The 17,820-nt window shown below is 71.7% G+C and carries 14 protein-coding genes; 6 read left to right on the top strand and 8 right to left on the bottom strand.

The window, feature by feature from the left end; genetic code table 11:
* Positions 1 to 99: 99 nt before the first annotated feature.
* Positions 100 to 762, bottom strand: coding sequence for a GntR family transcriptional regulator (locus tag EV279_RS15925; protein ID WP_133545778.1), 663 nt, complete (start codon positions 760 to 762; stop codon positions 100 to 102).
* Positions 763 to 1,003: 241 nt separating this feature from the next.
* On the opposite strand from EV279_RS15925, the gene EV279_RS15920 reads away from it, so the two are divergent.
* Positions 1,004 to 1,216 (top strand): AsnC family protein, encoded by a 213-nt coding sequence (locus tag EV279_RS15920; RefSeq protein WP_133545776.1) that lies wholly within the window; start codon positions 1,004 to 1,006, stop codon positions 1,214 to 1,216.
* A 40-nt stretch (positions 1,217 to 1,256) separates the two neighbouring features.
* Complete coding sequence (locus tag EV279_RS15915; protein WP_133545774.1) at positions 1,257 to 3,203, top strand: ABC transporter ATP-binding protein; 1,947 nt, start codon at positions 1,257 to 1,259, stop codon at positions 3,201 to 3,203.
* A gap of 45 nt (positions 3,204 to 3,248) precedes the next feature.
* On the opposite strand, the gene EV279_RS16885 is transcribed toward EV279_RS15915, so the two are convergent.
* From EV279_RS16885 to EV279_RS15905, 3 genes are read right to left on the bottom strand one after another with little or no spacing between them, the layout of a single operon-like run.
* Positions 3,249 to 3,401 carry a hypothetical protein gene (locus EV279_RS16885; RefSeq protein ID WP_166644544.1) on the bottom strand — a complete coding sequence of 51 codons (153 nt, stop codon included), beginning with the start codon at positions 3,399 to 3,401 and terminating at the stop codon, positions 3,249 to 3,251.
* Between the two features lie 42 nt (positions 3,402 to 3,443).
* The gene (locus tag EV279_RS15910; protein WP_133545772.1) at positions 3,444 to 5,186 is read right to left on the bottom strand and encodes a Dyp-type peroxidase; all 1,743 of its coding nucleotides are present in this window, start codon (positions 5,184 to 5,186) and stop codon (positions 3,444 to 3,446) included.
* Entirely contained in the window at positions 5,183 to 6,118 is a 936-nt protein-coding gene (locus tag EV279_RS15905) for a hypothetical protein (protein ID WP_133545770.1), read from the bottom strand. Before EV279_RS15905 ends, EV279_RS15910 begins: the two co-directional genes overlap by 4 nt.
* 111 nt (positions 6,119 to 6,229) lie before the next feature.
* Between EV279_RS15905 and EV279_RS15900 the strand changes: the two genes are divergently transcribed.
* Entirely contained in the window at positions 6,230 to 6,523 is a 294-nt protein-coding gene (locus EV279_RS15900; RefSeq protein ID WP_133545768.1) for a DUF3072 domain-containing protein, read from the top strand.
* 62 nt (positions 6,524 to 6,585) lie between these two features.
* On the opposite strand, the gene EV279_RS15895 is transcribed toward EV279_RS15900, so the two are convergent.
* A complete protein-coding gene (locus EV279_RS15895) occupies positions 6,586 to 8,481 on the bottom strand; it encodes a phosphoenolpyruvate carboxykinase (GTP) (RefSeq protein ID WP_133545766.1) in 1,896 nt (631 codons plus the stop codon).
* A gap of 121 nt (positions 8,482 to 8,602) precedes the next feature.
* On the opposite strand from EV279_RS15895, the gene EV279_RS15890 reads away from it, so the two are divergent.
* A complete protein-coding gene (locus EV279_RS15890) occupies positions 8,603 to 10,045 on the top strand; it encodes an XRE family transcriptional regulator (protein WP_133545764.1) in 1,443 nt (480 codons plus the stop codon).
* A 183-nt stretch (positions 10,046 to 10,228) separates the two neighbouring features.
* Here the strand turns inward: EV279_RS15890 and EV279_RS15885 are convergent, their stop codons facing one another.
* The 3 genes from EV279_RS15885 to EV279_RS15875 form a co-directional block, all read right to left on the bottom strand.
* Positions 10,229 to 11,308 carry a winged helix DNA-binding domain-containing protein gene (locus tag EV279_RS15885; protein ID WP_133545762.1) on the bottom strand — a complete coding sequence of 360 codons (1,080 nt, stop codon included), beginning with the start codon at positions 11,306 to 11,308 and terminating at the stop codon, positions 10,229 to 10,231.
* Positions 11,309 to 11,605: 297 nt separating this feature from the next.
* Positions 11,606 to 13,078: an NAD-dependent succinate-semialdehyde dehydrogenase gene (locus EV279_RS15880; RefSeq protein ID WP_133545760.1), complete on the bottom strand. Its 1,473-nt coding sequence runs from the start codon at positions 13,076 to 13,078 to the stop codon at positions 11,606 to 11,608.
* Positions 13,079 to 13,223: 145 nt separating this feature from the next.
* The gene (locus tag EV279_RS15875) at positions 13,224 to 15,137 is read right to left on the bottom strand and encodes an FAD-dependent monooxygenase (RefSeq protein WP_133545758.1); all 1,914 of its coding nucleotides are present in this window, start codon (positions 15,135 to 15,137) and stop codon (positions 13,224 to 13,226) included.
* A gap of 135 nt (positions 15,138 to 15,272) precedes the next feature.
* On the opposite strand from EV279_RS15875, the gene EV279_RS15870 reads away from it, so the two are divergent.
* Positions 15,273 to 15,986 carry an IclR family transcriptional regulator gene (locus tag EV279_RS15870; protein WP_133545756.1) on the top strand — a complete coding sequence of 238 codons (714 nt, stop codon included), beginning with the start codon at positions 15,273 to 15,275 and terminating at the stop codon, positions 15,984 to 15,986.
* A gap of 153 nt (positions 15,987 to 16,139) precedes the next feature.
* Positions 16,140 to 17,807 (top strand): thiamine pyrophosphate-binding protein, encoded by a 1,668-nt coding sequence (locus EV279_RS15865; protein ID WP_133545754.1) that lies wholly within the window; start codon positions 16,140 to 16,142, stop codon positions 17,805 to 17,807.
* Positions 17,808 to 17,820 lie beyond the last annotated feature (13 nt).

Raw genomic sequence — 17,820 nt, 5'->3', positions numbered from 1 at the left:
GAAGGGGCGGTCCGCACAGCGGGCCGCCCCTTCCGCCGTCCTCCCGCCCCTGAGCTTGTCGAAGGGTCGAGGGCCGCCCCCTGCGGGAGCCGGCGGAGGTCAGTCCATCCCGCGCAGCACGTCGACGATGCCGGTCAGGTGGGCGCGCGTCGCGGCCTCCGCGGCATCCGGATCCCGCGACAGGATCGCGTCGATGATCGCGATGTGCTCGGGCGCCGACTGCGCGGCGCGGCCGGGATGGAAGGCCAGGCGGAACTGGTGGCGCGCCGACTGCGCCCGCAGCCGCTCGAGCAGCTGCGTCGCCGTGGCGTGACGAGACAGCACTCGGATGCGCCGGTCGAGCTCCTGATTCAGCCGCGAGTACTCGACGAGATTCCCGGATGCCACGGCGGCCCCGATGTCGTCGCGAAGCGTCCGCAGACCGTCGGCATCGGCATCCGTCAGGTGCTCCGCCGCTTTGCGCGCGCACAGCGTCTCGAGCCCGATCCGCACCTCGACGATCTCGACGGCCTCGTCGACGCTGATCGCCCGCACCCGCGCTCCGCGATTCGGCACGCGCTCGACGAGCCCCTCGTTGGCGAGGTTCAGCAGTGCCGTACGGACCGCCGCGCGGGATGCGTCGTAGCGCTCGCTGAGATCGGCCTCGATCAGACGCTGGTGCGGAGCGAACTCCGCCCCCAGGATCGCCTCGCGGATCTGCCGCGTGAGGTCACCGCGCGAGGACGGGTCCTCGTCCAGCTGCACGACGACGGTGTCGGTCATCCCCCGATTCCCTTCGCTACTTCCAGCGGCGACTCGACGGGAGCCGGCCGCCGGTGCCCTCACCCAGATTAGCGGGCGTGACGAGATTGCATACGAAATTGGCGTGAGATTCGGCTCCCGTCCCGGTCGCCGCCGGTCGGGTCCCGAACGGCGGCGCCCGGCGCCGCCGACGCGACGCGCGCGGGACCACCCGTCAACCGAAGTTGACAGCATCCCGACCCGTCAACTAAGGTTGACGCACATGAGCGACGACATCCGCACCGCCATCGGCGCAGCACAGGGCGGCGACCCGCTTCCCGAGCTGCGCCGGCTGCGGGAGCTCCACGCCGACCTCGCACGAGCCGAGGCGGAACAGGTGCGCCGGGCGCGCGGGCAGGGCTATTCGTGGCTCGCGATCGCCGATGCCCTCGGCGTGAGCAAGCAGGCTGTCCACAAGAAGTACGGTCGAAGATAGGGCGTTCGCCCGCTCCCGAATCAGAACCCAGGGATCCCGCATGTCCACCACGACGTCCCCCGCTCGAGCGCGGAGGGGCCGGCGCGCGCCTCAGGAGGGCCCGCGCGCGAGCCTCGCGCAGCTGCTTCCCTTCCTCTTCGAGCACAAGCGAGTGCTCATCGTCGTCGCGATCCTGAGCATCATCGCCGCCGCGGCCACCCTTGCGCAGCCCCTCTTCGTGGGAGTGCTCATCGGTCGCGTCGAAGCCGGCGAGCCCCTCGGCCTGCTCGTGTGGGGCATCGTCGCGCTCGTCATCATCGCGTCGCTCATCTCCGGCTATCAGCACTACCTCCTGCAGCGCACGGGCACCGCGGTGGTCTACTCGTCGCGCCGCAAGCTCATCTCGCGCATCCTGCACCTCCCGATCAGCGAGTTCGACGCGCGCCGGACGGGCGATCTCGTCTCCCGCGTCGGCACCGACACGACCCTCCTGTACGCCGTGCTGACTCAGGGGCTCGCCGACGCCGTGGGCAACTCGCTCGTCTTCGTCGGCGCGCTCGTCGCGATGGCCCTCATCGACCCCGTCCTCCTCGGGCTCATCGTCGTCGTCATCGGCGTGTCGATCGCGGTCGTGGGACTGCTCAGCGGACGCATCCGCCGCGCGACGAAGGACCAGCAGGAGAGGGTCGGCGAACTGGCCTCCGGCGTGGAGCGGGCGATCGGGTCGATCCGCACGGTGCGCGCCTCGGGCGCCAGCGACCGCGAGGAGGTCGCGATCGCCGGACTCGCCGGCGAAGCATACGGTCAGGGCGTGCGCATCGCGAAGGTGTCGGCGCTCATCGTCCCCGTCGCGGGAATCGCACTGCAGGTCTCGCTCCTCGTCGTGCTCGGCGTCGGCGGTCTGCGCGTCGCCTCGGGCGCCATCACGATTGCGGCGCTGGTGACGTTCGTCATGTTCCTCTTCCTCCTCATCGCCCCGCTCGGCACCTTCTTCGGAGCGATCACGTCGGTCAACCAGGCGCTCGGAGCCCTGGGCCGGATCCAGGAGATCCTCGACCTGCCGACCGAGACGCAGCAGGATGCCGCGATCGCGGCGTCAGTCCGCGCGCGCGAGCCCGAGGCCGCCGCCCCCTCCCCGACGCCCGCGATCGAGTTCCGCGACGTGCACTTCCGCTACCCGGAGGCCGTTGTCGCGGCGCGCCGCCGGGCCGAGGACGCCGCGCTCGCCGCGCTGGACGACGCCCACGTCGACAAGTCCGTCGCCGACGACCTCCGCCGTCTCGCGGAGGGCGACGAGGCGCCTGCGGCCCCGAAGACGCACTCGTCGGCCGACGTCCTCCGGGGTGTGTCGTTCTCCGTTCCGCGCGGCGCCCGCGTCGCGCTCGTCGGTCCGTCGGGTGCGGGCAAGAGCACGACGCTCGCGCTCGTCGAGCGGTTCTACGACCCCACGTCGGGCGCCGTGCTCCTCGGCGGCGAAGACGTCCGCACGCTCGACCGCGAGGCGCTGCGCGCCCAGCTCGGCTACGTCGAGCAGGATGCCCCGACCCTCGCCGGCACGATCGGCGAGAACCTCCGGCTGGCCTCCCCCGAGGCCTCGGATGCGGAGTGCGAGCGCGTGCTGCGCGCGGTCAATCTCGGCGAGGTGCTCGAGCGCAGTCCCCTCGGCGTCGATGCGCCGGTCGGCGAGAGCGGCGTCATGCTCTCGGGCGGCGAGCGCCAGCGTCTCGCGATCGCCCGGGCCCTGCTCCTGGCTCCGCCGATCCTGCTGCTGGACGAGTCCACGTCGTCACTCGACGGGCTCAACGAGCAGCGGATGCGCGATGCGATCGACGCCGTCGCCTCGGGGCGGACCCTCGTGGTGATCGCGCACCGCCTGTCGACCGTCGTCGACAGCGACCACATCGTCGTGATGGACCACGGCCGGGTCGTGGGTCAGGGCACGCACTCGGAGCTCGTCGAGACGACGCCGCTGTATCGCGACCTCGCGCGACACCAGCTCCTGGTCTGACGCCGACCAGCGGGCAACACCGCCCCCGGACGCCGCTGCCGCGGGTCAGCCGTGCCGGGTGTGGTCGGCGGTATCGGGCTTCGCCCGCAGGCGGTCGGCGATCTCCTCCTCGGGGCGCGGCGCGACGGTCTCGTCCTCTTCGAGCTCGGGAACCGTCGGCTCATCGGGCGCCGGAACGTGATCGTGGGGGGACGACATGGCAGCTCCTTCGACGTTGTCCCCACACGTTACCCGTGACGGTCAGCCGGGTGGGGACGCGCCGAGCACGTCCCGCACCGCCGAGATGCCGGGCGCGAAGAAGTAGCCGCCGCCGGTCACCGTCACGAACTCGGAGGGGATCTCCACCCGGCGCATCTCGCCCGCACTCGTCGGCACCTCGACATGCCGCGTGCGGTCGCCGTACACGTCCGCCTGACCGATGATCGGGTCGTGGCCGCCGACGTTCGGCTGCACGGGCGAGTTCGCCCACCGCCGCACGACGAACTCGAACTGATCCTCGATCGAGGTCATGTAGGCGGCGAACAGCAGGCCGCGCTCGGTCTCGACGAGCTCCGCCGACGGATCGTCGACGCCCGCCAGCGGGGGTCCGAAGGGGATGCCGCGGCGGAGCAGCAGGCGCAGGAACGTGTCCGCCGGCGCGCCGAAGTCCGTGCCGCCGTCCCGCGGGTTCATCTTGCGGATGTGACCGGCCAGCGGGCACACCTGCCCGAAGAGGTCCGACCGCGCGCGAGGGTGGCTGTCGCCGGAGTAGCCCGCCTCGGCGAGGGCGGGACTCGGCATCCATTGCCTGGTGTCGTCGTCGAACTGGAAGTGATTGTGGGCGAACTCGTCGCCGGCGAGGGCCAGGTCGTCGCTGTCGGCGGTTCGCGAGACCGGCGCCCCGCTCGGCCAGCGGCCGACGAGCATCGAGGCGAACCGGACGGGGTCGGTGCCGTGGGCCCGTGCGGCGCGGCCGACGAAGTCCCAGAAGGCGAGCACGTCCTGCGTGAGCCGGCGGAAGACGAGGTACGAGCCGTTGCGCGCCCAGGCGGGGAACGCGTCGGCACTCCCGTCCGGCGCGACCGGGTCGGCCGGGCTCTGCCGGGGCCAGCCCGCGACGAACTGACCGGGCCACACGAGCGGCTGCCCCGGCTTGCCGAAGATCCGGGAGTGCGGGTGACGGGGGTCGAGGTACCGCGGGCTCACGTGCTCGCCATCGGCCGTCGTGCCGCGGATGCCCGGCTGCGATACGCCGTCCTTGAAGCCGAAATGCTCGTGCCCCGCGAGATTGCCGGGGAGGTTCTCGCCGGGCTGGTCGAACACGAGGGCGACGCCGTGTCCGGTGGCTTCGAGGATGAGATCGGATGCCGCGTCCTCGAGGTCCGCGGCGGCGTCCGACGCGACGATCACGAGGAACTCGGGCTCAGCGCCCGGTGCGCCGACGCGCCAGCCTTCCCGGTGCCCGGGCACCCCGGGGTCGGCGGGATCGCCGAGGTACGTCGACCGGGCCGCCATCCCCTGCCGGAACGCCTGGTCGCCCATCTGCCGAAGCGCATCCTCGCCGAGCAGCCTGCGCACCGCCGACCCCGACAGCGCGAACGCCGTCCACGTCGCGGTTCTCGTCGGCTCACCGCTTCCCGACGCCAGCCGCTCCCGGCGGAACTCCCGCCGGAAGTCGAGCACCTCCTGCATGCTCGACAGTCGGCCCGCCAGCTGGCGCAGCCACGCGCGGGCGCGGTCGACGTCGGTCGCCGTGAAGAAGAGGAACCGCTGGTGGTCCTTGTTGAACCCCGGGATGACGTTGCCCTGGATGTCGGACGCGGCCGCCGCATCGAAGAGCGGCTCGGCCGAGGCATCCGTCGTCGTCGGGACATCGGGCTCGCCGTCGCCGAGCAGTCCCGACGACGCGCGCTCGGCCGACGGCGGCTCCGGCAGCGTGATCCCCGAGAGGCGCGCCACGGGGGAAGCGCCGAGCCCCGCGAGCGCCTCCGCTCCTCCGCTCATGACCGCCCTCCCGCGACGACGTGGGCGGCCACGGTGATGTGCTCGGCGATCTGCGCGCCGAACTCGACGGGCCGGCCACCGATCGAGAGATCGCCCACCACGAATCCTTCGCTCGCGGGAACGCGATAGACGACGCGAAGGGCGGCACCGCGAACGCCCCGGACGATCGTCCAGTAGTCGCCGACCGGGCGTCCGTCGGGCCGCGTCCAGCCCGAGTCGTCCCAGCCGATCATCGATATCCCCGGCGGGTCGTCGGTGGCGATGCGCAGCCCCTGTCGCGACATCGCCCAGAGGTCGAAGTCGATCCGCGCATCCGCTCCGGTCTTGCGGGAGTACGGCAGGGCGTCGTACCCGTCGTCCGCGTGCTGCGACGGCTCGATCTCCTGCGAGACCCCCAGCAGGTCTCGCATGGAGTTGATGGGCATGACGTAGTGGACGGCCCCGTCGGTGGTGTTCCACCGGTTGCCGGGGTCGTACTCGCCGCCGGGATACAGCTCCTCCCGCCGGACGTCGGGCGACACGAGCTGCCGGTACCGCTCGAGCACCACGTCGGGGTGGATCTCGGCGAGCAGCCGCCAGTACTCCGGTGTCTCGCACGTGAACGTGACGGCCGAGATCTTCCCGTCCCGGCGCTCGACGTGCCACTCGAGGTACTCGATCTGCACCGCCCGGTCCTCGGCGGCCGCGTACGCCGCGCGCCGATGGTCGCGGTGCTCGACGAGCAGTGGCCGCGACAGGCCCGTCCAGGTGAGGGCCCGCTGTCGCTCGCGAGGAATCTCGCCGAGCGCGGGGTTCACGTACGCGCCTCGCCCGCTGAGCTCGGTGCTCGCGGCGATGAGCCCGCTCACCAGCTCGTCCCAGCGTCCCAGGAATTCCGGGTCGCCGCCCGAGTCGTCGATGCCGCCCGGCGGCGAGAACCGTGCGAGTGCCATGCTCGGAAGCTAGCAGCGGCGGCCGGCTTCGCGCGATGACCGGCGGGCGACGGATGCCGCGGCCTGTCAACCCCGCGCCTTCTGTCCGACCCTCCACCTAGCGTCGACGGCATGAGCGATCAGCAGAACAAGCAGGGCGTTCCCGACCAGGACGCAGGAAGCGGCGCGGCGCCCGAGGCATCGGACGAGGTGCTCGGCGCGACCGCGCCGGCCGACGATCCGGCGGTCAAGGACCCATCGGAGTGGGTCACCGGCGACGAGCCCATCACGGCACCTCAGCGCAGCTACCTCGACACCCTCGCGCGCGAAGCGGGCGAGACCATCCCCGCCGACATCACGAAGGCCGAGGCCTCCGAGCACGTCGAGCGCCTGCAGCAGAAGACCGGCCGCGGGCCGTCCTCCTGACGACCGGACGACGGATGCCTCGGCCCGCTGCACAGGCCGGGCCGAGGCATCCGTGAATCAGGTCAGGAGCCCTGCGCGACCTTGAGGCGGTAGCGCAGCGCCGCGAGCTCCGCCTGCAGCGCGGCCGGCACGCGGCCGCCGAACTCCGCGTAGAACTCCTCCGTCAGGTCCGCCTCGCGGCCCCACGAGACGGGGTCGATCGCGAAGAGCTCGGACAGGTCGTCGGACGTGACCTCGGTGCCCTCGAGGTTGAGGTCCTCCGGACGGGGAAGGCGCCCGACCGGGCTGTCGACGGCCGGGACCTCGCCCTCGATACGGCGGATGATCCAGTCGATGACGCGCGAGTTGTCGCCGAAGCCCGGCCACAGGAAGCGGCCGTCGGAGCCCTTGCGGAACCAGTTGACCTGGAAGATGCGCGGCGCCCGGTCGAAGCGGAGCTTCTGTCCCACCTGAAGCCAGTGGCCGAAGTAGTCGGCCATGTTGTAGCCGCAGAACGGGAGCATCGCGAAAGGATCGCGGCGCAGTTCGCCCACCGTGCCTTCGGCCGCCGCCGTCCGCTCCGACGAGATGTTCGAGCCGAGGAAGACGCCGTGCGTCCAGTCCGTCGCCTCGACCACGAGCGGCACGTTCGTCGCGCGGCGGCCGCCGAAGAGGATGGCGTCGAGCGGCACGCCCTGCGGCGCGTCCCAGTCGTCCGCGATCTGCGGGCACTGCGCCGCACTCACCGTGAAGCGCGAGTTCGGGTGCGCGGCCGGCCGCCCCGAGGCGGGCGTCCAGGGGTTGCCCTCCCAGTCGGTGAGCTGAGCTGGCGGCTCGTCGGTGAGCCCCTCCCACCACACATCACCGTCGGGACGGAGGGCGACGTTCGTGAAGATGGTGTTGCCCCACAGCGTCTCGACCGCCGTGACGTTGGTCGACTCGCCCGTGCCCGGAGCGACGCCGAAGAATCCGGCCTCGGGGTTGATCGCCCACAGGCGCCCGTCGTCGCCGGGACGGAGCCACGCGATGTCGTCGCCGAGCGTCTCGACGCGCCATCCCGGAATCGTCGGCCGCAGCATGGCGAGGTTCGTCTTGCCGCACGCCGACGGGAAGGCGGCCGCGATGTGGTACGCCTTGCCCTGCGGGTCGATGACGCGGATGAGGAGCATGTGCTCGGCGAGCCAGCCCTCCTCGCGGCCGAGGACGGAGGCGATGCGCAGCGCGAAGCACTTCTTCGCGAGGATGGCGTTCCCGCCGTACCCGGAGCCGAACGACCAGACCTCGAGCGTGTCGGGGAAGTGGACGATGTACTTCTCGTCGTTGCACGGCCACGCGACATCCTGCTCGCCCGGCGCGAGCGGCGCGCCGACCGAGTGCACCGTCTTGACCCAGTGCGCTCCGGCGGCGATCTCGCGCAGCACCGATGCCCCCACTCGCGTCATGATCCCGATGGAGGTGACGGCGTAGGCGCTGTCGGTGACCTGGACGCCGATGTGCGAGAGAGGGCCGCCGACCGGACCCATCGAGAACGGCACGACGTACATCGTGCGTCCGCGCATGCTGCCGCGGAAGAGGGGGGTGAGGATGCCGCGGATCTCGCTCGGCGCGATCCAGTTGTTGGTGGGACCCGCGTCCTCTTCGTTCTCGGACGCGATGAAGGTGCGGCCCTCGGTGCGCGCGACGTCGCTCGGGTGCGAGCGGGCGAGGTAGGAGCCGGGCCGCCACTCGGGGTTGAGCTTGATGAGCTTGCCCTCGTCGACCTGCTCGCGCAGCAGCGCCTCGTTCTCGGCGCGCGAGCCGTCGACCCAGTGGACGGCGTCCGGCTGCGTGAGGGCGGCGATCTCGTCGACCCACTCGATCAGCGCCTGCATCCCCTCGCCCGCCATCTGCGGGCGAGCGCCGAAGGTCCGCGGGGTGGAGGCCGGCTGTGCGGCGGAGGCGTGAGTCGCGGGGCGGGTGAAGATGTCGGCGAGAGCCATGTCGGGGTTCCTCCTGGACGTCTGGTGCGCTGCTGTGCTCTCTTCCACTTTGCGACCATCCGCGCGAGGTTTCGAGGCTCTCAGTGCTCAAGAACTCGGATTCTTTCGCTATTCTCAAGGAATGCCCCCCACCTCGCTCCAGCTCACGACTCTGGGCCACCGCATCCGTCACCAGCGCGTGTCGCACGGCTTCACCCTGGACGAGCTCGGTGAGCGGGTGGGCGTGGCCGGCAGTCAGCTGAGCCTCATCGAGAACGGCAAGCGCGAGCCCAAGCTCTCCCTCCTGCAGGCGATCGCGCAGGTGACCGGCGTCGAGGTGGGCGACCTGCTTTCCAGTGAGCCGCCCAACCGCCGGGCCGCCTTGGAGATCGAGCTCGACCACGCCCAGTCGAGCCCGGTGTTCCGGCAGCTCGGGATCCCGCCCGTGAAGGTGACGAAGGGCATGAGCGACGACACGCTCGAGGCGATCCTCGGGCTGCATCGCGAACTGCAGCGGCGGGAGCGCGAGGCGATCGCGACCCCCGAGGAGGCCCGGCGCGCCAACACCGACCTGCGGCTGCGCATGCGCGCGCACGACAACTACCTGCCCGACATCGAGAAGCTCGCCGAGAAGCAGCTGAAGTCGGCCGGCCACGTCTCCGGCGCCCTCACCCACCGCACGGTGAGCATCATGGCCGAGCAGCTCGGGTTCGAGCTGATCTACGTCAATGACCTGCCGCACTCGGCGCGGTCGGTGACCGACCTCGAGCACGGCCGGATCTACCTGCCGCCGGCATCGATTCCGGGCGGGCACGGCCTGCGCTCGATGGCGCTGCAGGCGATGGCGCACCGCCTGCTCGGCCACAAGCCGCCCACCGACTACGCGGACTTCCTGCAGCAGCGTCTCGAGATCAACTACTACGCGGCGTGCTGCCTCATGCCCGAGACCAACTCCGTCGCCTTCCTCCAGCAGGCGAAGAAGGATCGCAATCTCGCGGTCGAGGATTTCCGCGACGCCTTCGGCGTGACGCACGAAGCCGCCGGCATGCGCATGACCAACCTGCTGACGAAGCACCTGGGCATCGCCCTGCACTTCCTCCGCGTCGACGGATCGGGGGCGATCTCGCGCGTCTACGAGAACGACGACCTCCCCGTGCCGATGGACGTCACGGGATCCGTCGAAGGGCAGATCGTGTGCCGCCGGTTCCTCGCGCGCTCGGCCTTCGAGGAGCAGAACCGAACGACCGAGCACTACCAGTACACCGACACCCCGGCGGGCACCTTCTGGTGCTCGACGCAGACGGGCACGACGTCGGCCGGGGAGTTCTCGATCACCGTCGGCGTGCCTTTCGACGACGCGAAGTGGTTCCGTGGGCGCGAGACGCAGAAGCGCGACGTCTCGCGCTGCCCCGACGAGTCGTGCTGTCGGCGCCCCCCGGGGGATGTCGCCGAGCGGTGGGGCGGCAAGGCCTGGCCGAGCGCCCGCGTGCACATGCAGATGTTCTCGCCGCTCCCCCGTGGCGCGTTCCCCGGCGTCGACGACAACGAGGTGTACGCCTTCCTCGAGCGGCACGCCGCCGGCTGAGCCGACCGGGCGCGCGTACTCCACGGCCCCGCTCCGCGGCCCCGCTCCGCGGCCCGGCTCCGCGGCGAGCACGCACATCCCCGGCCGAGACTCCACTCCCGCGCACCTTGAGTGTGGGGTCTCGCGCGCGGATGTGCGTGCTCGACTGCCGGACGGGCGACTCCGGGGGACGGATGCCGCGGCTCAGCCCGTGATGAAGCGCTTGTAGCGGTCGAGCGCGGCCGCGACCTCGTCATCCGTCGCCGCGCCCGGGGTGAAGAGCTCCGGCACGGGGTCGTCGGCGTGCCGGCCGACGGCGACGGAGTGCGTCCACACCCCGACGACCTCGCCCCGCGCGACGAGGATCGGCCGCACGATCCCATTCATGCTCGGGCCGATGGCCGCGAGGAACTCCGCCGCGCACGGCACGGTGCGGTCGGCGTAGGAGAGGTAGTACTCCTCGAAGGGCGGCAGCGCGACGACGTCGGGCGCGGAGGAGCTCCGCCGTGGCCGCGGCCCGGACGCCACGTAGAGCGGCTCCGGCGCGTCGGCGATGCGGATGAGGCGATCGGATGCCGCGTCCGCCGCGTACCGCGCATCGCGCAGCGGCAGCCCCGACCACCACGAGAAGTCGCGAGGACCCGCCGGCCCGTGCGAGGCGATGTAGCGGACGAAGAACTCCGCGAGGGGGTCGGCCGGGCTCGCGGAGTCGCCGATCCACTCCTCGGCGAGCACGATGTGCTGCTCCCGCGACGGCCCGGACTCCCGGCGGACGACGGGACCCTGGCACACGACGCCGCGCAGCGACATCGCGACGAGCAGATGGTACCCGCGCTGCTTCGCGGTCGAGTGACCGGCGCCCTCCCAGACCTCGGCGAGCTCCTTGCGGGTCAGCCGGTTGCCGCCGGCGAGCGCGGCCCGCGTCGCGGCCTCGACGCCTGCCAGGACCCCCTCGTCGATCGCCTCGACGCGCCGCACCTGGGCCGCGGCGCGGCCCTGCCGCTCCGCCGTGAGCGACAGCACCCACGCGAGGTCCCGGGCCGGGATCGCGTGGATCGTGCCCCGCATCGTCCACGAGCGCACGATGTCGCCGCGGTCGAAGGCGGCGTCGACATCGCTGAGCCGCGGCGCGCCGCGCGAGCGCGCGGCGAGCGCCCAGCGGCCGCCCCAGAACTCCTGCGCCTGCGTCGCCAGCATGTGCTCGGCGGCCGCCGTCACCGTCGGCGCCGGAGCGCTGAGCCGGTGCGACCGGAGCCGCTCGGCGCGGAGGGATGCCGGATCCATGCCCTCATCCTCACCCCGGTCCCGGTCGTTGAGCGAGCGAAGAGAGACGAAACGCCCCCGCCTGCACGCCCTCACCCCGGTCGCTGAGCGAGCGAAGCGAGACGAAACGCCCCCAGGCCCCGCACGGCCTCACCCCGGTCCCGGTCGTTGAGCGAGCGAAGCGAGACGAAACGCCCCCCTGGCCCTGCACAGCCTCACCCCCGGTCGTTGAGCGAGCGAAGCGAGACGAAACGCGCGCCTCCGCTCGACGACCGGCGCTGCGCCCCTCCGCTCGACGACCGGCGCTGCGCGCCGGGGTCAGACGAACGGGTTCGGCGTCAGCGTGTACTTCGTCTGCAGGTACTCGTGGATGCCCTCGGCGCCGCCCTCACGGCCGAGGCCCGACGACTTCCAGCCACCGAACGGCGCGGCCGCGTTGGAGACGACCCCGACGTTGAGCCCCATCATCCCCGTCTCCAGCCGCTCGATCATCCGCTGCCCGCGTGCGAGGCTCTCGGTGAAGACGTACGACACGAGGCCGTACTCGGTGTCGTTGGCGATGCGGACGGCGTCGTCCTCGGTGTCGAAGGGGATGATCGCGAGCACCGGGCCGAAGATCTCCTCCTGGAGGATCTCGCTGCCCGGGCGGACGTCGGTCACGACGGTGGGCTGGTAGAACGTGCCGGGCCCGTCGACCGCGGCCCCACCCGTCGTCACGACGGCGCCGCGCGAGACGGCGTCCTCGACGAGCGACGAGGCCTTGGCCACCGCGCGGTCGTCGATGAGCGGTCCGATCACGACACCGTCCTCCGTGCCGCGGCCGATCTTGAACCCCTTCACCTTCTCGGTCACGCGCCGGGCGAACTCGTCGGCGACCGACCGGTGCACGATGAAGCGGTTGGCGGCCGTGCACGCCTGGCCGATGTTGCGGAACTTCGCGAGCATCGCGCCATCCACGGCCTTGTCGAGGTCGGCGTCGTCGAAGACGACGAACGGCGCGTTGCCGCCGAGCTCCATCGACGTGCGCAGGATGCCGCCCGCGGCCTGCTCGAGCAGCCGCACGCCGACGGGGGTCGACCCCGTGAACGAGAGCTTCCGCAGGCGCGGGTCGCGGATGATCGGCTCCGACACCGCCCCCGACGTCGAGGTCGTGAACACGTTGACGACGCCCTTGGGGAGCCCCGCGTCTTCCAGGAGCTTCGCGAAGTAGAGGGTCGTGAGAGGCGTCAGCTCGGCCGGCTTGATGACGACCGTGCATCCCGCGGCGAGCGCGGGCGCGATCTTGCGCGTCGCCATCGCGAGCGGGAAGTTCCACGGCGTGATGAGGAAGCACGGCCCGACGGCGTGCTGCGACACGATCATGCGGCCCGTTCCCTCGGGGTTCGCGCCGTAGCGGCCCTGGATGCGCGCGGCCTCCTCGCTGAACCAGCGCAGGAACTCGCCTCCGTAGGCGACCTCCCCGCGCGCCTCGGCGAGCGGCTTGCCCATCTCGATCGTCATGAGGAGCGCGAACTCCTCCTTGCGCTCCTGGAGGAGGTCGAACGCGCGGCGCAGCAGCTCGCCCCGCTCACGCGCGGGCGTCTGCGACCACGAGGGGAACGCGTCGACCGCCGCGTCGAGCGCCGCCATGCCGTCGCCGGGAGACGCGTTCGCGATCTCCTTGACGACGTCGCCCGTCGCCGGGTCGTAGACCTTCAGCGTCTTGCCGCCGTCGGCGGCCAGCCACTCGCCACCGATGAAGAGCCCGTCCGGCACCTTCGCCAGCAGTTCGGTCTCGCGGTTCTGGCTCATGGGACTCCCTCGGAGGTTCGGGATGCAGCGGCCGCGGCATCCTGGCTGCTCAAGTGTGGTTCGTGGTCATTCTGCCCGCGGATCGCGCGGGATCCGATAGACGCCGCGTACATCCGCTGCACCGGCGTCACCGTGACGGATACCGTCATGAGCCGATGGAGGCCAGGTCGCGCTGATCGACGAGCGCGCCGGCGAAGAACGCCGACAGCTCGTCCGTGGCGGTCAGGGGCAGGACGGCCGCGACGTACTGATCGGGTCGCGCGACGACGACGACACCGTCGCGCGACAGCTCCCGCTCCTCGAAGATGTCGACGGTCCGCCATGCGTCGGGGCCCGCGGCGTACACCTTCTCCCAGTCGGTCAGCCCGAGCGGGCCCGAGGTGGGGAGGAAGACGCGGGGCACCCGCGAGATGTCGACGTCCTGGAAGCTCTGCTGGTAGATCGCCTTCACGTCGAACACGGCGTCCACGTCGGCGCCGGCCGGCGTGTGACGCGCGACGGGCGACGCCGGCGAGGCCATCCACTCCGCCCATGCGCTCAGAGCCGAGGGCTCCCCCGCGGCCGGCGCATCGGCGAACGCGTACAAGCGCCAGCGGCCGTCGGCCTTCGCGTGGTGCCCGAGGTGGATGACGTTGCCGTCGCACACGCGGGTCACCTCGACGCTCTTGAAGCGCTTGCCGAGCGGGAATCCGGCCGCGAGCGCCTGATGCGCGGCATCCGTCACGATCTCGGACGGCCCGTACTGAGTCATGAAGCCCGACGGGAACTCCGCCGTGCCGAGGTAGAAGGTCGCGAGCTCCTGGGGGTCGCTGATCTCCTCCGGCTTGCGCGCCATGAGCGACGACCACTGCTTGTCGAAGTCGATCAGCTGCTGGGCGACGGGCTGGCGCTCGGCCGAATAGGTCTCGAGAAGGGATGCCGGGGCGAGCCCGCTGAGCACGTGCCCGAGCTTCCAGCCGAGGTTGAAGCCGTCCTGCATCGAGACGTTCATGCCCTGGCCGGCCTTGGCGCTGTGCGTGTGGCACGCGTCGCCGGTCAGGAAGACGCGCGGCGCGCGTTCCTCCCCGGGGTCGACGTCGTCGAACTTGTCGGTGACGCGGTGGCCGACCTCGTAGACGCTGTGCCACGCGACCTGCCTGACGTCGAGCGTGTAAGGGTGCAGGATCTCGTTCGCTCGACGGATGATCTCTTCGATCGGGGTCTGCCGCACGCGGTGGTCGTCGTCGTCGGCGACCGCCCCGAGATCGATGTACATGCGCGACAGGTAGCCGCCCTCGCGGGGGATGTGCAGGATGTTGCCCGCCTTCGCGTTGATCGCGCATTTGACGCGCCAATCCGGGAAGTCGGTGTTGACGAGCACGTCCATGACGCCCCACGCGTGAGCCGAGAAGCCGCCCACGTGCTTGCGGCCGATCGCCGCGCGCACGCCGCTGCGCGCGCCGTCGCATCCGACGACGTACTTCGCACGGATCGTGCGCTCGCCCGCGGCCGCTGAGCTCGCCGAGGGGCGCACCCGCACCTCGACCGGGTACTCCCCTTCGTCGTGCACCGTCAGCCCGACGAACTCGACGCCGTAATCGGGGACGATCCGGCCGGGCCCGTGCTCGGCGGCTTCGGCGAAGTAGTCGAGCACGCGCGCCTGATTGACGATGAGGTGCGGGAATTCGCTGATCTTGAATGCGTAGTCCTCGGTGCGGGCCGTCCGGATGATGTCGCCCGGGTTCTCGGGGTCGGGGCCCCAGAAGTTCATCCAGGCGATGTTGTACGCCTCGGCGACGATGCGCTCGGCGAAGCCGAAGGCCTGGAAGGTCTCGACGCTGCGCGGCTGGATCCCGTCGGCCTGGCCGAGCACGAGCCGCCCGTCGCGCCGCTCGATGATCCGCGTCACGACGTCGGGGAACTGCGAGAGCTGCGCCGCGAGGAGCATCCCGGCGGGACCTGATCCGACGATCAGCACGTCCATCTCGTCGGGAAGCTCGGCGGGCCGGTCGATGCCCGTGCCCGCGGCGTCCTGGATCCGCGGCTCGCCCGAAACGTACCCGTGGTGGTGGAACTGCATCTTCGTCGATCCCTTCCTCGGACACCGGTGTCGAGGTCTTGTCAGTCGCCGGAGCGTGTTCTATATTCGAACACACCGTTCTACTATTGAACAGATCGTATACGACCATCGTGAGGCTGACAAGAGCCGGGAGGGATGCCGATGCCCGGCGGGACGACGAATGCGGGGTCGCAGACGCTGAGCCGCGGCATCCGGATTCTCGAGATCCTCGCCGACGCGCGCGAGCCGCTCACGATCGACGAGCTCTCGCGGCGCCTCGACGTCCACCGCTCGATCGCCTACCGGCTGCTGCGCACCCTCGAGGAGCACGGACTCGTCGGCCGTGACGGGAACGGGCGCGTCGCGCTCGGGTCGCGCATGGCGGCCCTCGCCGCGGGCGTCGCGCACGACCTGCAGGCCGAGGCGCTTCCCGAGCTCACCGCGGCGGCGAACGAGCTCGGGATGACCTGCTTCCTCTCCGTCCTCGACCGCGATGAGTGCATCACGCTCGCCAGCGTCGAGCCCCGTCACGGCATCGCCTCGGTGGCCCAGCGGCCGGGGACGCGTCATCCTGTGACCGTCGGGGCTCCCGGCAAGGCCATCCTGTCGCTCGTCCCGGAGGCGCGATGGCCGGAGGGCCTCGACGACGAGCACCGCGCGGATGTGCGGGTCGCGCGCGAGCGCGGCTGGGCGACGAGCCACGACGAGGTCATCGCGGGCCTGCGGTCGATCGCGGTGCCGCTGCCGCTGCCCAAGGGCGAGCGCGCCGCCGTCGCCGTCGTCTACCTGTCCGACCCCCATCCCGACGCCGAGATCGCCCACCGGCTCACGCAGGTGGCCTCGGCGATCACGGCGGCCATCGGCGGCTGACCGGGTCTGCCTCCGTGCGTCCCTATACTCGTCATGTCCGGCGGGAAGGCACCCGCCGGTGCTCGAAAAATGGGCACGCAGCCGCCCCGTGAACGGGAGCGCGCGAGACACATACGGCGTTGTCATCCGTTCCTGTCTCCCCGGGAGTAACCCATGCCCTCCGTCTCCGCCCACGTCGCCGTCACCCTCGCCCGCCACATCGACCACGTCTTCGGTGTCATGGGCAACGGCAACGCCTGGTTCCTCGACGCCCTCGCGCGCCAGACCGACGCGACCTACACGGCGGTCCGCCACGAGGCGGGCGCGGTCGTCGCGGCCGACGCCCACTATCGCGCGGGAGGCGGCCTCGCCGCGGCGACGGCGACCTACGGCGCCGGCTTCACCAACACGCTGACGGCCCTCGCCGAGGCAGTGCAGGCGCACGTCCCGCTCGTGCTCGTCGTCGGCGACGAGCCGACGTCGGGGCCGCGGCCCTGGGACGTCGACCAGATCGCCCTCGCCTCGGCGGTCGGCGCCCGCACCTACACGGTGGGGAGGACGGATGCCGCGGCCACGACGGTGATCGCGATCGAGCATGCACTCACCTACCGTGTGCCGACGGTGCTCGCGATCCCGTACGACGTCGCGACGCGCGACGCCGGAGCGGTGCCCGAGGCGCCGATGCCCGCGCTTCCTGCGCCGCTGACCCCCGCGGGCCCCTTCGCCGCGGCGGCGGTCCGTGAGCTCGCCTCCGCGCTGGCGAGCGCCGAGCGCCCGTTCCTGCTGGCCGGGCGCGGCGCCTGGGTGTCGGGGGCGGGCGCCGTCCTCGGCGAGCTCGCCGATGCGACCGGCGCCGTCACGGCAACGACCGCGCTCGGGCGCGGAGTCTTCCCCCGCGCCGAGTTCGACCTCGGCGTCACCGGCGGCTTCGGCGCCGAAGGGGCGATGGAGCTCGTGCGCGAGGCCGACGTCGCGGTCGTGTTCGGGGCATCCCTCAACCAGTTCACGATGCGATTCGGCGAGCTGTTCTCGCCGGGGACGCGGGTCGTGCAGGTGGATGTCGCACCCGCGGCGACCCACCCGCACGTCGGCGGCTACCTGCGCGGCGACGCCCGCCTCGTCGCGGCCGCGCTCGTCGACGAACTGCGGACGCTCGGCGCGTCGCCGTCGGGATGGCGCGAATCGGTGCCGCTCGAGCCGCTGCGGGCCTACGAGCCCGGCGACGACCTCGCCCCCGACGGACGCCTCGACCCCCGCGCGGTCGCGGTCCGGATCGGCGAGCTGCTCGAGGCGCACGAGTCGACGAGGGACCGGGTCGTCGTCTCGGACGGCGGCCACTTCATCGGCTGGGCGAACATGTACTGGCCCGTGGCCTCCCCCGATCGCATGATGATGGTCGGCACCGCCTATCAGTCGATCGGGCTCGGGTTCGCCTCGGTGCCCGGCGCGGCGCTCGCGAAGCCGACGTCGACGATCGTCCTGACGACGGGGGACGGCGGCGGACTCATGGCGCTCGCGGACCTCGAGTCGGCGGTCCGGGTCGCCCGGGGCAGGGGCCTGTGCGTGGTGTGGAACGACGGCGCCTACGGCGCGGAGGTCAACCTGTACGGGCTCAAGGGCGTCGCGGAAGGGCCGATGCTCATTCCCGACGTCGACTTCGCCGGGTTCGCGCGGGCGGTCGGCGCGGAGGGGGTCGTCGTGCGCTCACTGGCCGATCTCGACCGCCTCGCGTCGTGGACGGCCGAGGATGCGGCATCCCGTCCGTTCCTCCTCCTCGACTGCCGCGTCTCGACGTCGGTGATCGCGCCGTATCAGCGCGAGATCATCCGGGTGAACTCCTGACGGACGGGCTCGC

The sequence above is a fragment of the Microbacterium sp. BK668 genome (assembly GCF_004362195.1).
Taxonomy (GTDB): domain Bacteria; phylum Actinomycetota; class Actinomycetes; order Actinomycetales; family Microbacteriaceae; genus Microbacterium.
Note: the sequence above shows the minus strand (reverse complement) of the source record. Positions and strands in the feature narration are given on the sequence as shown.

What these genes read in the sequence shown, in the direction of transcription:
- EV279_RS15925 (WP_133545778.1), bottom strand. Translation starts at nt 762, where the DNA reads ATGACCGACACCGTCGTCGTGCAGCTGGACGAGGACCCGTCCTCGCGC.
- EV279_RS15920 (WP_133545776.1), top strand. Translation starts at nt 1,004, where the DNA reads ATGAGCGACGACATCCGCACCGCCATCGGCGCAGCACAGGGCGGCGAC.
- EV279_RS15915 (WP_133545774.1), top strand. Translation starts at nt 1,257, where the DNA reads ATGTCCACCACGACGTCCCCCGCTCGAGCGCGGAGGGGCCGGCGCGCG.
- EV279_RS16885 (WP_166644544.1), bottom strand. Translation starts at nt 3,401, where the DNA reads ATGTCGTCCCCCCACGATCACGTTCCGGCGCCCGATGAGCCGACGGTT.
- EV279_RS15910 (WP_133545772.1), bottom strand. Translation starts at nt 5,186, where the DNA reads ATGAGCGGAGGAGCGGAGGCGCTCGCGGGGCTCGGCGCTTCCCCCGTG.
- EV279_RS15905 (WP_133545770.1), bottom strand. Translation starts at nt 6,118, where the DNA reads ATGGCACTCGCACGGTTCTCGCCGCCGGGCGGCATCGACGACTCGGGC.
- EV279_RS15900 (WP_133545768.1), top strand. Translation starts at nt 6,230, where the DNA reads ATGAGCGATCAGCAGAACAAGCAGGGCGTTCCCGACCAGGACGCAGGA.
- EV279_RS15895 (WP_133545766.1), bottom strand. Translation starts at nt 8,481, where the DNA reads ATGGCTCTCGCCGACATCTTCACCCGCCCCGCGACTCACGCCTCCGCC.
- EV279_RS15890 (WP_133545764.1), top strand. Translation starts at nt 8,603, where the DNA reads ATGCCCCCCACCTCGCTCCAGCTCACGACTCTGGGCCACCGCATCCGT.
- EV279_RS15885 (WP_133545762.1), bottom strand. Translation starts at nt 11,308, where the DNA reads ATGGATCCGGCATCCCTCCGCGCCGAGCGGCTCCGGTCGCACCGGCTC.
- EV279_RS15880 (WP_133545760.1), bottom strand. Translation starts at nt 13,078, where the DNA reads ATGAGCCAGAACCGCGAGACCGAACTGCTGGCGAAGGTGCCGGACGGG.
- EV279_RS15875 (WP_133545758.1), bottom strand. Translation starts at nt 15,137, where the DNA reads ATGCAGTTCCACCACCACGGGTACGTTTCGGGCGAGCCGCGGATCCAG.
- EV279_RS15870 (WP_133545756.1), top strand. Translation starts at nt 15,273, where the DNA reads ATGCCGATGCCCGGCGGGACGACGAATGCGGGGTCGCAGACGCTGAGC.
- EV279_RS15865 (WP_133545754.1), top strand. Translation starts at nt 16,140, where the DNA reads ATGCCCTCCGTCTCCGCCCACGTCGCCGTCACCCTCGCCCGCCACATC.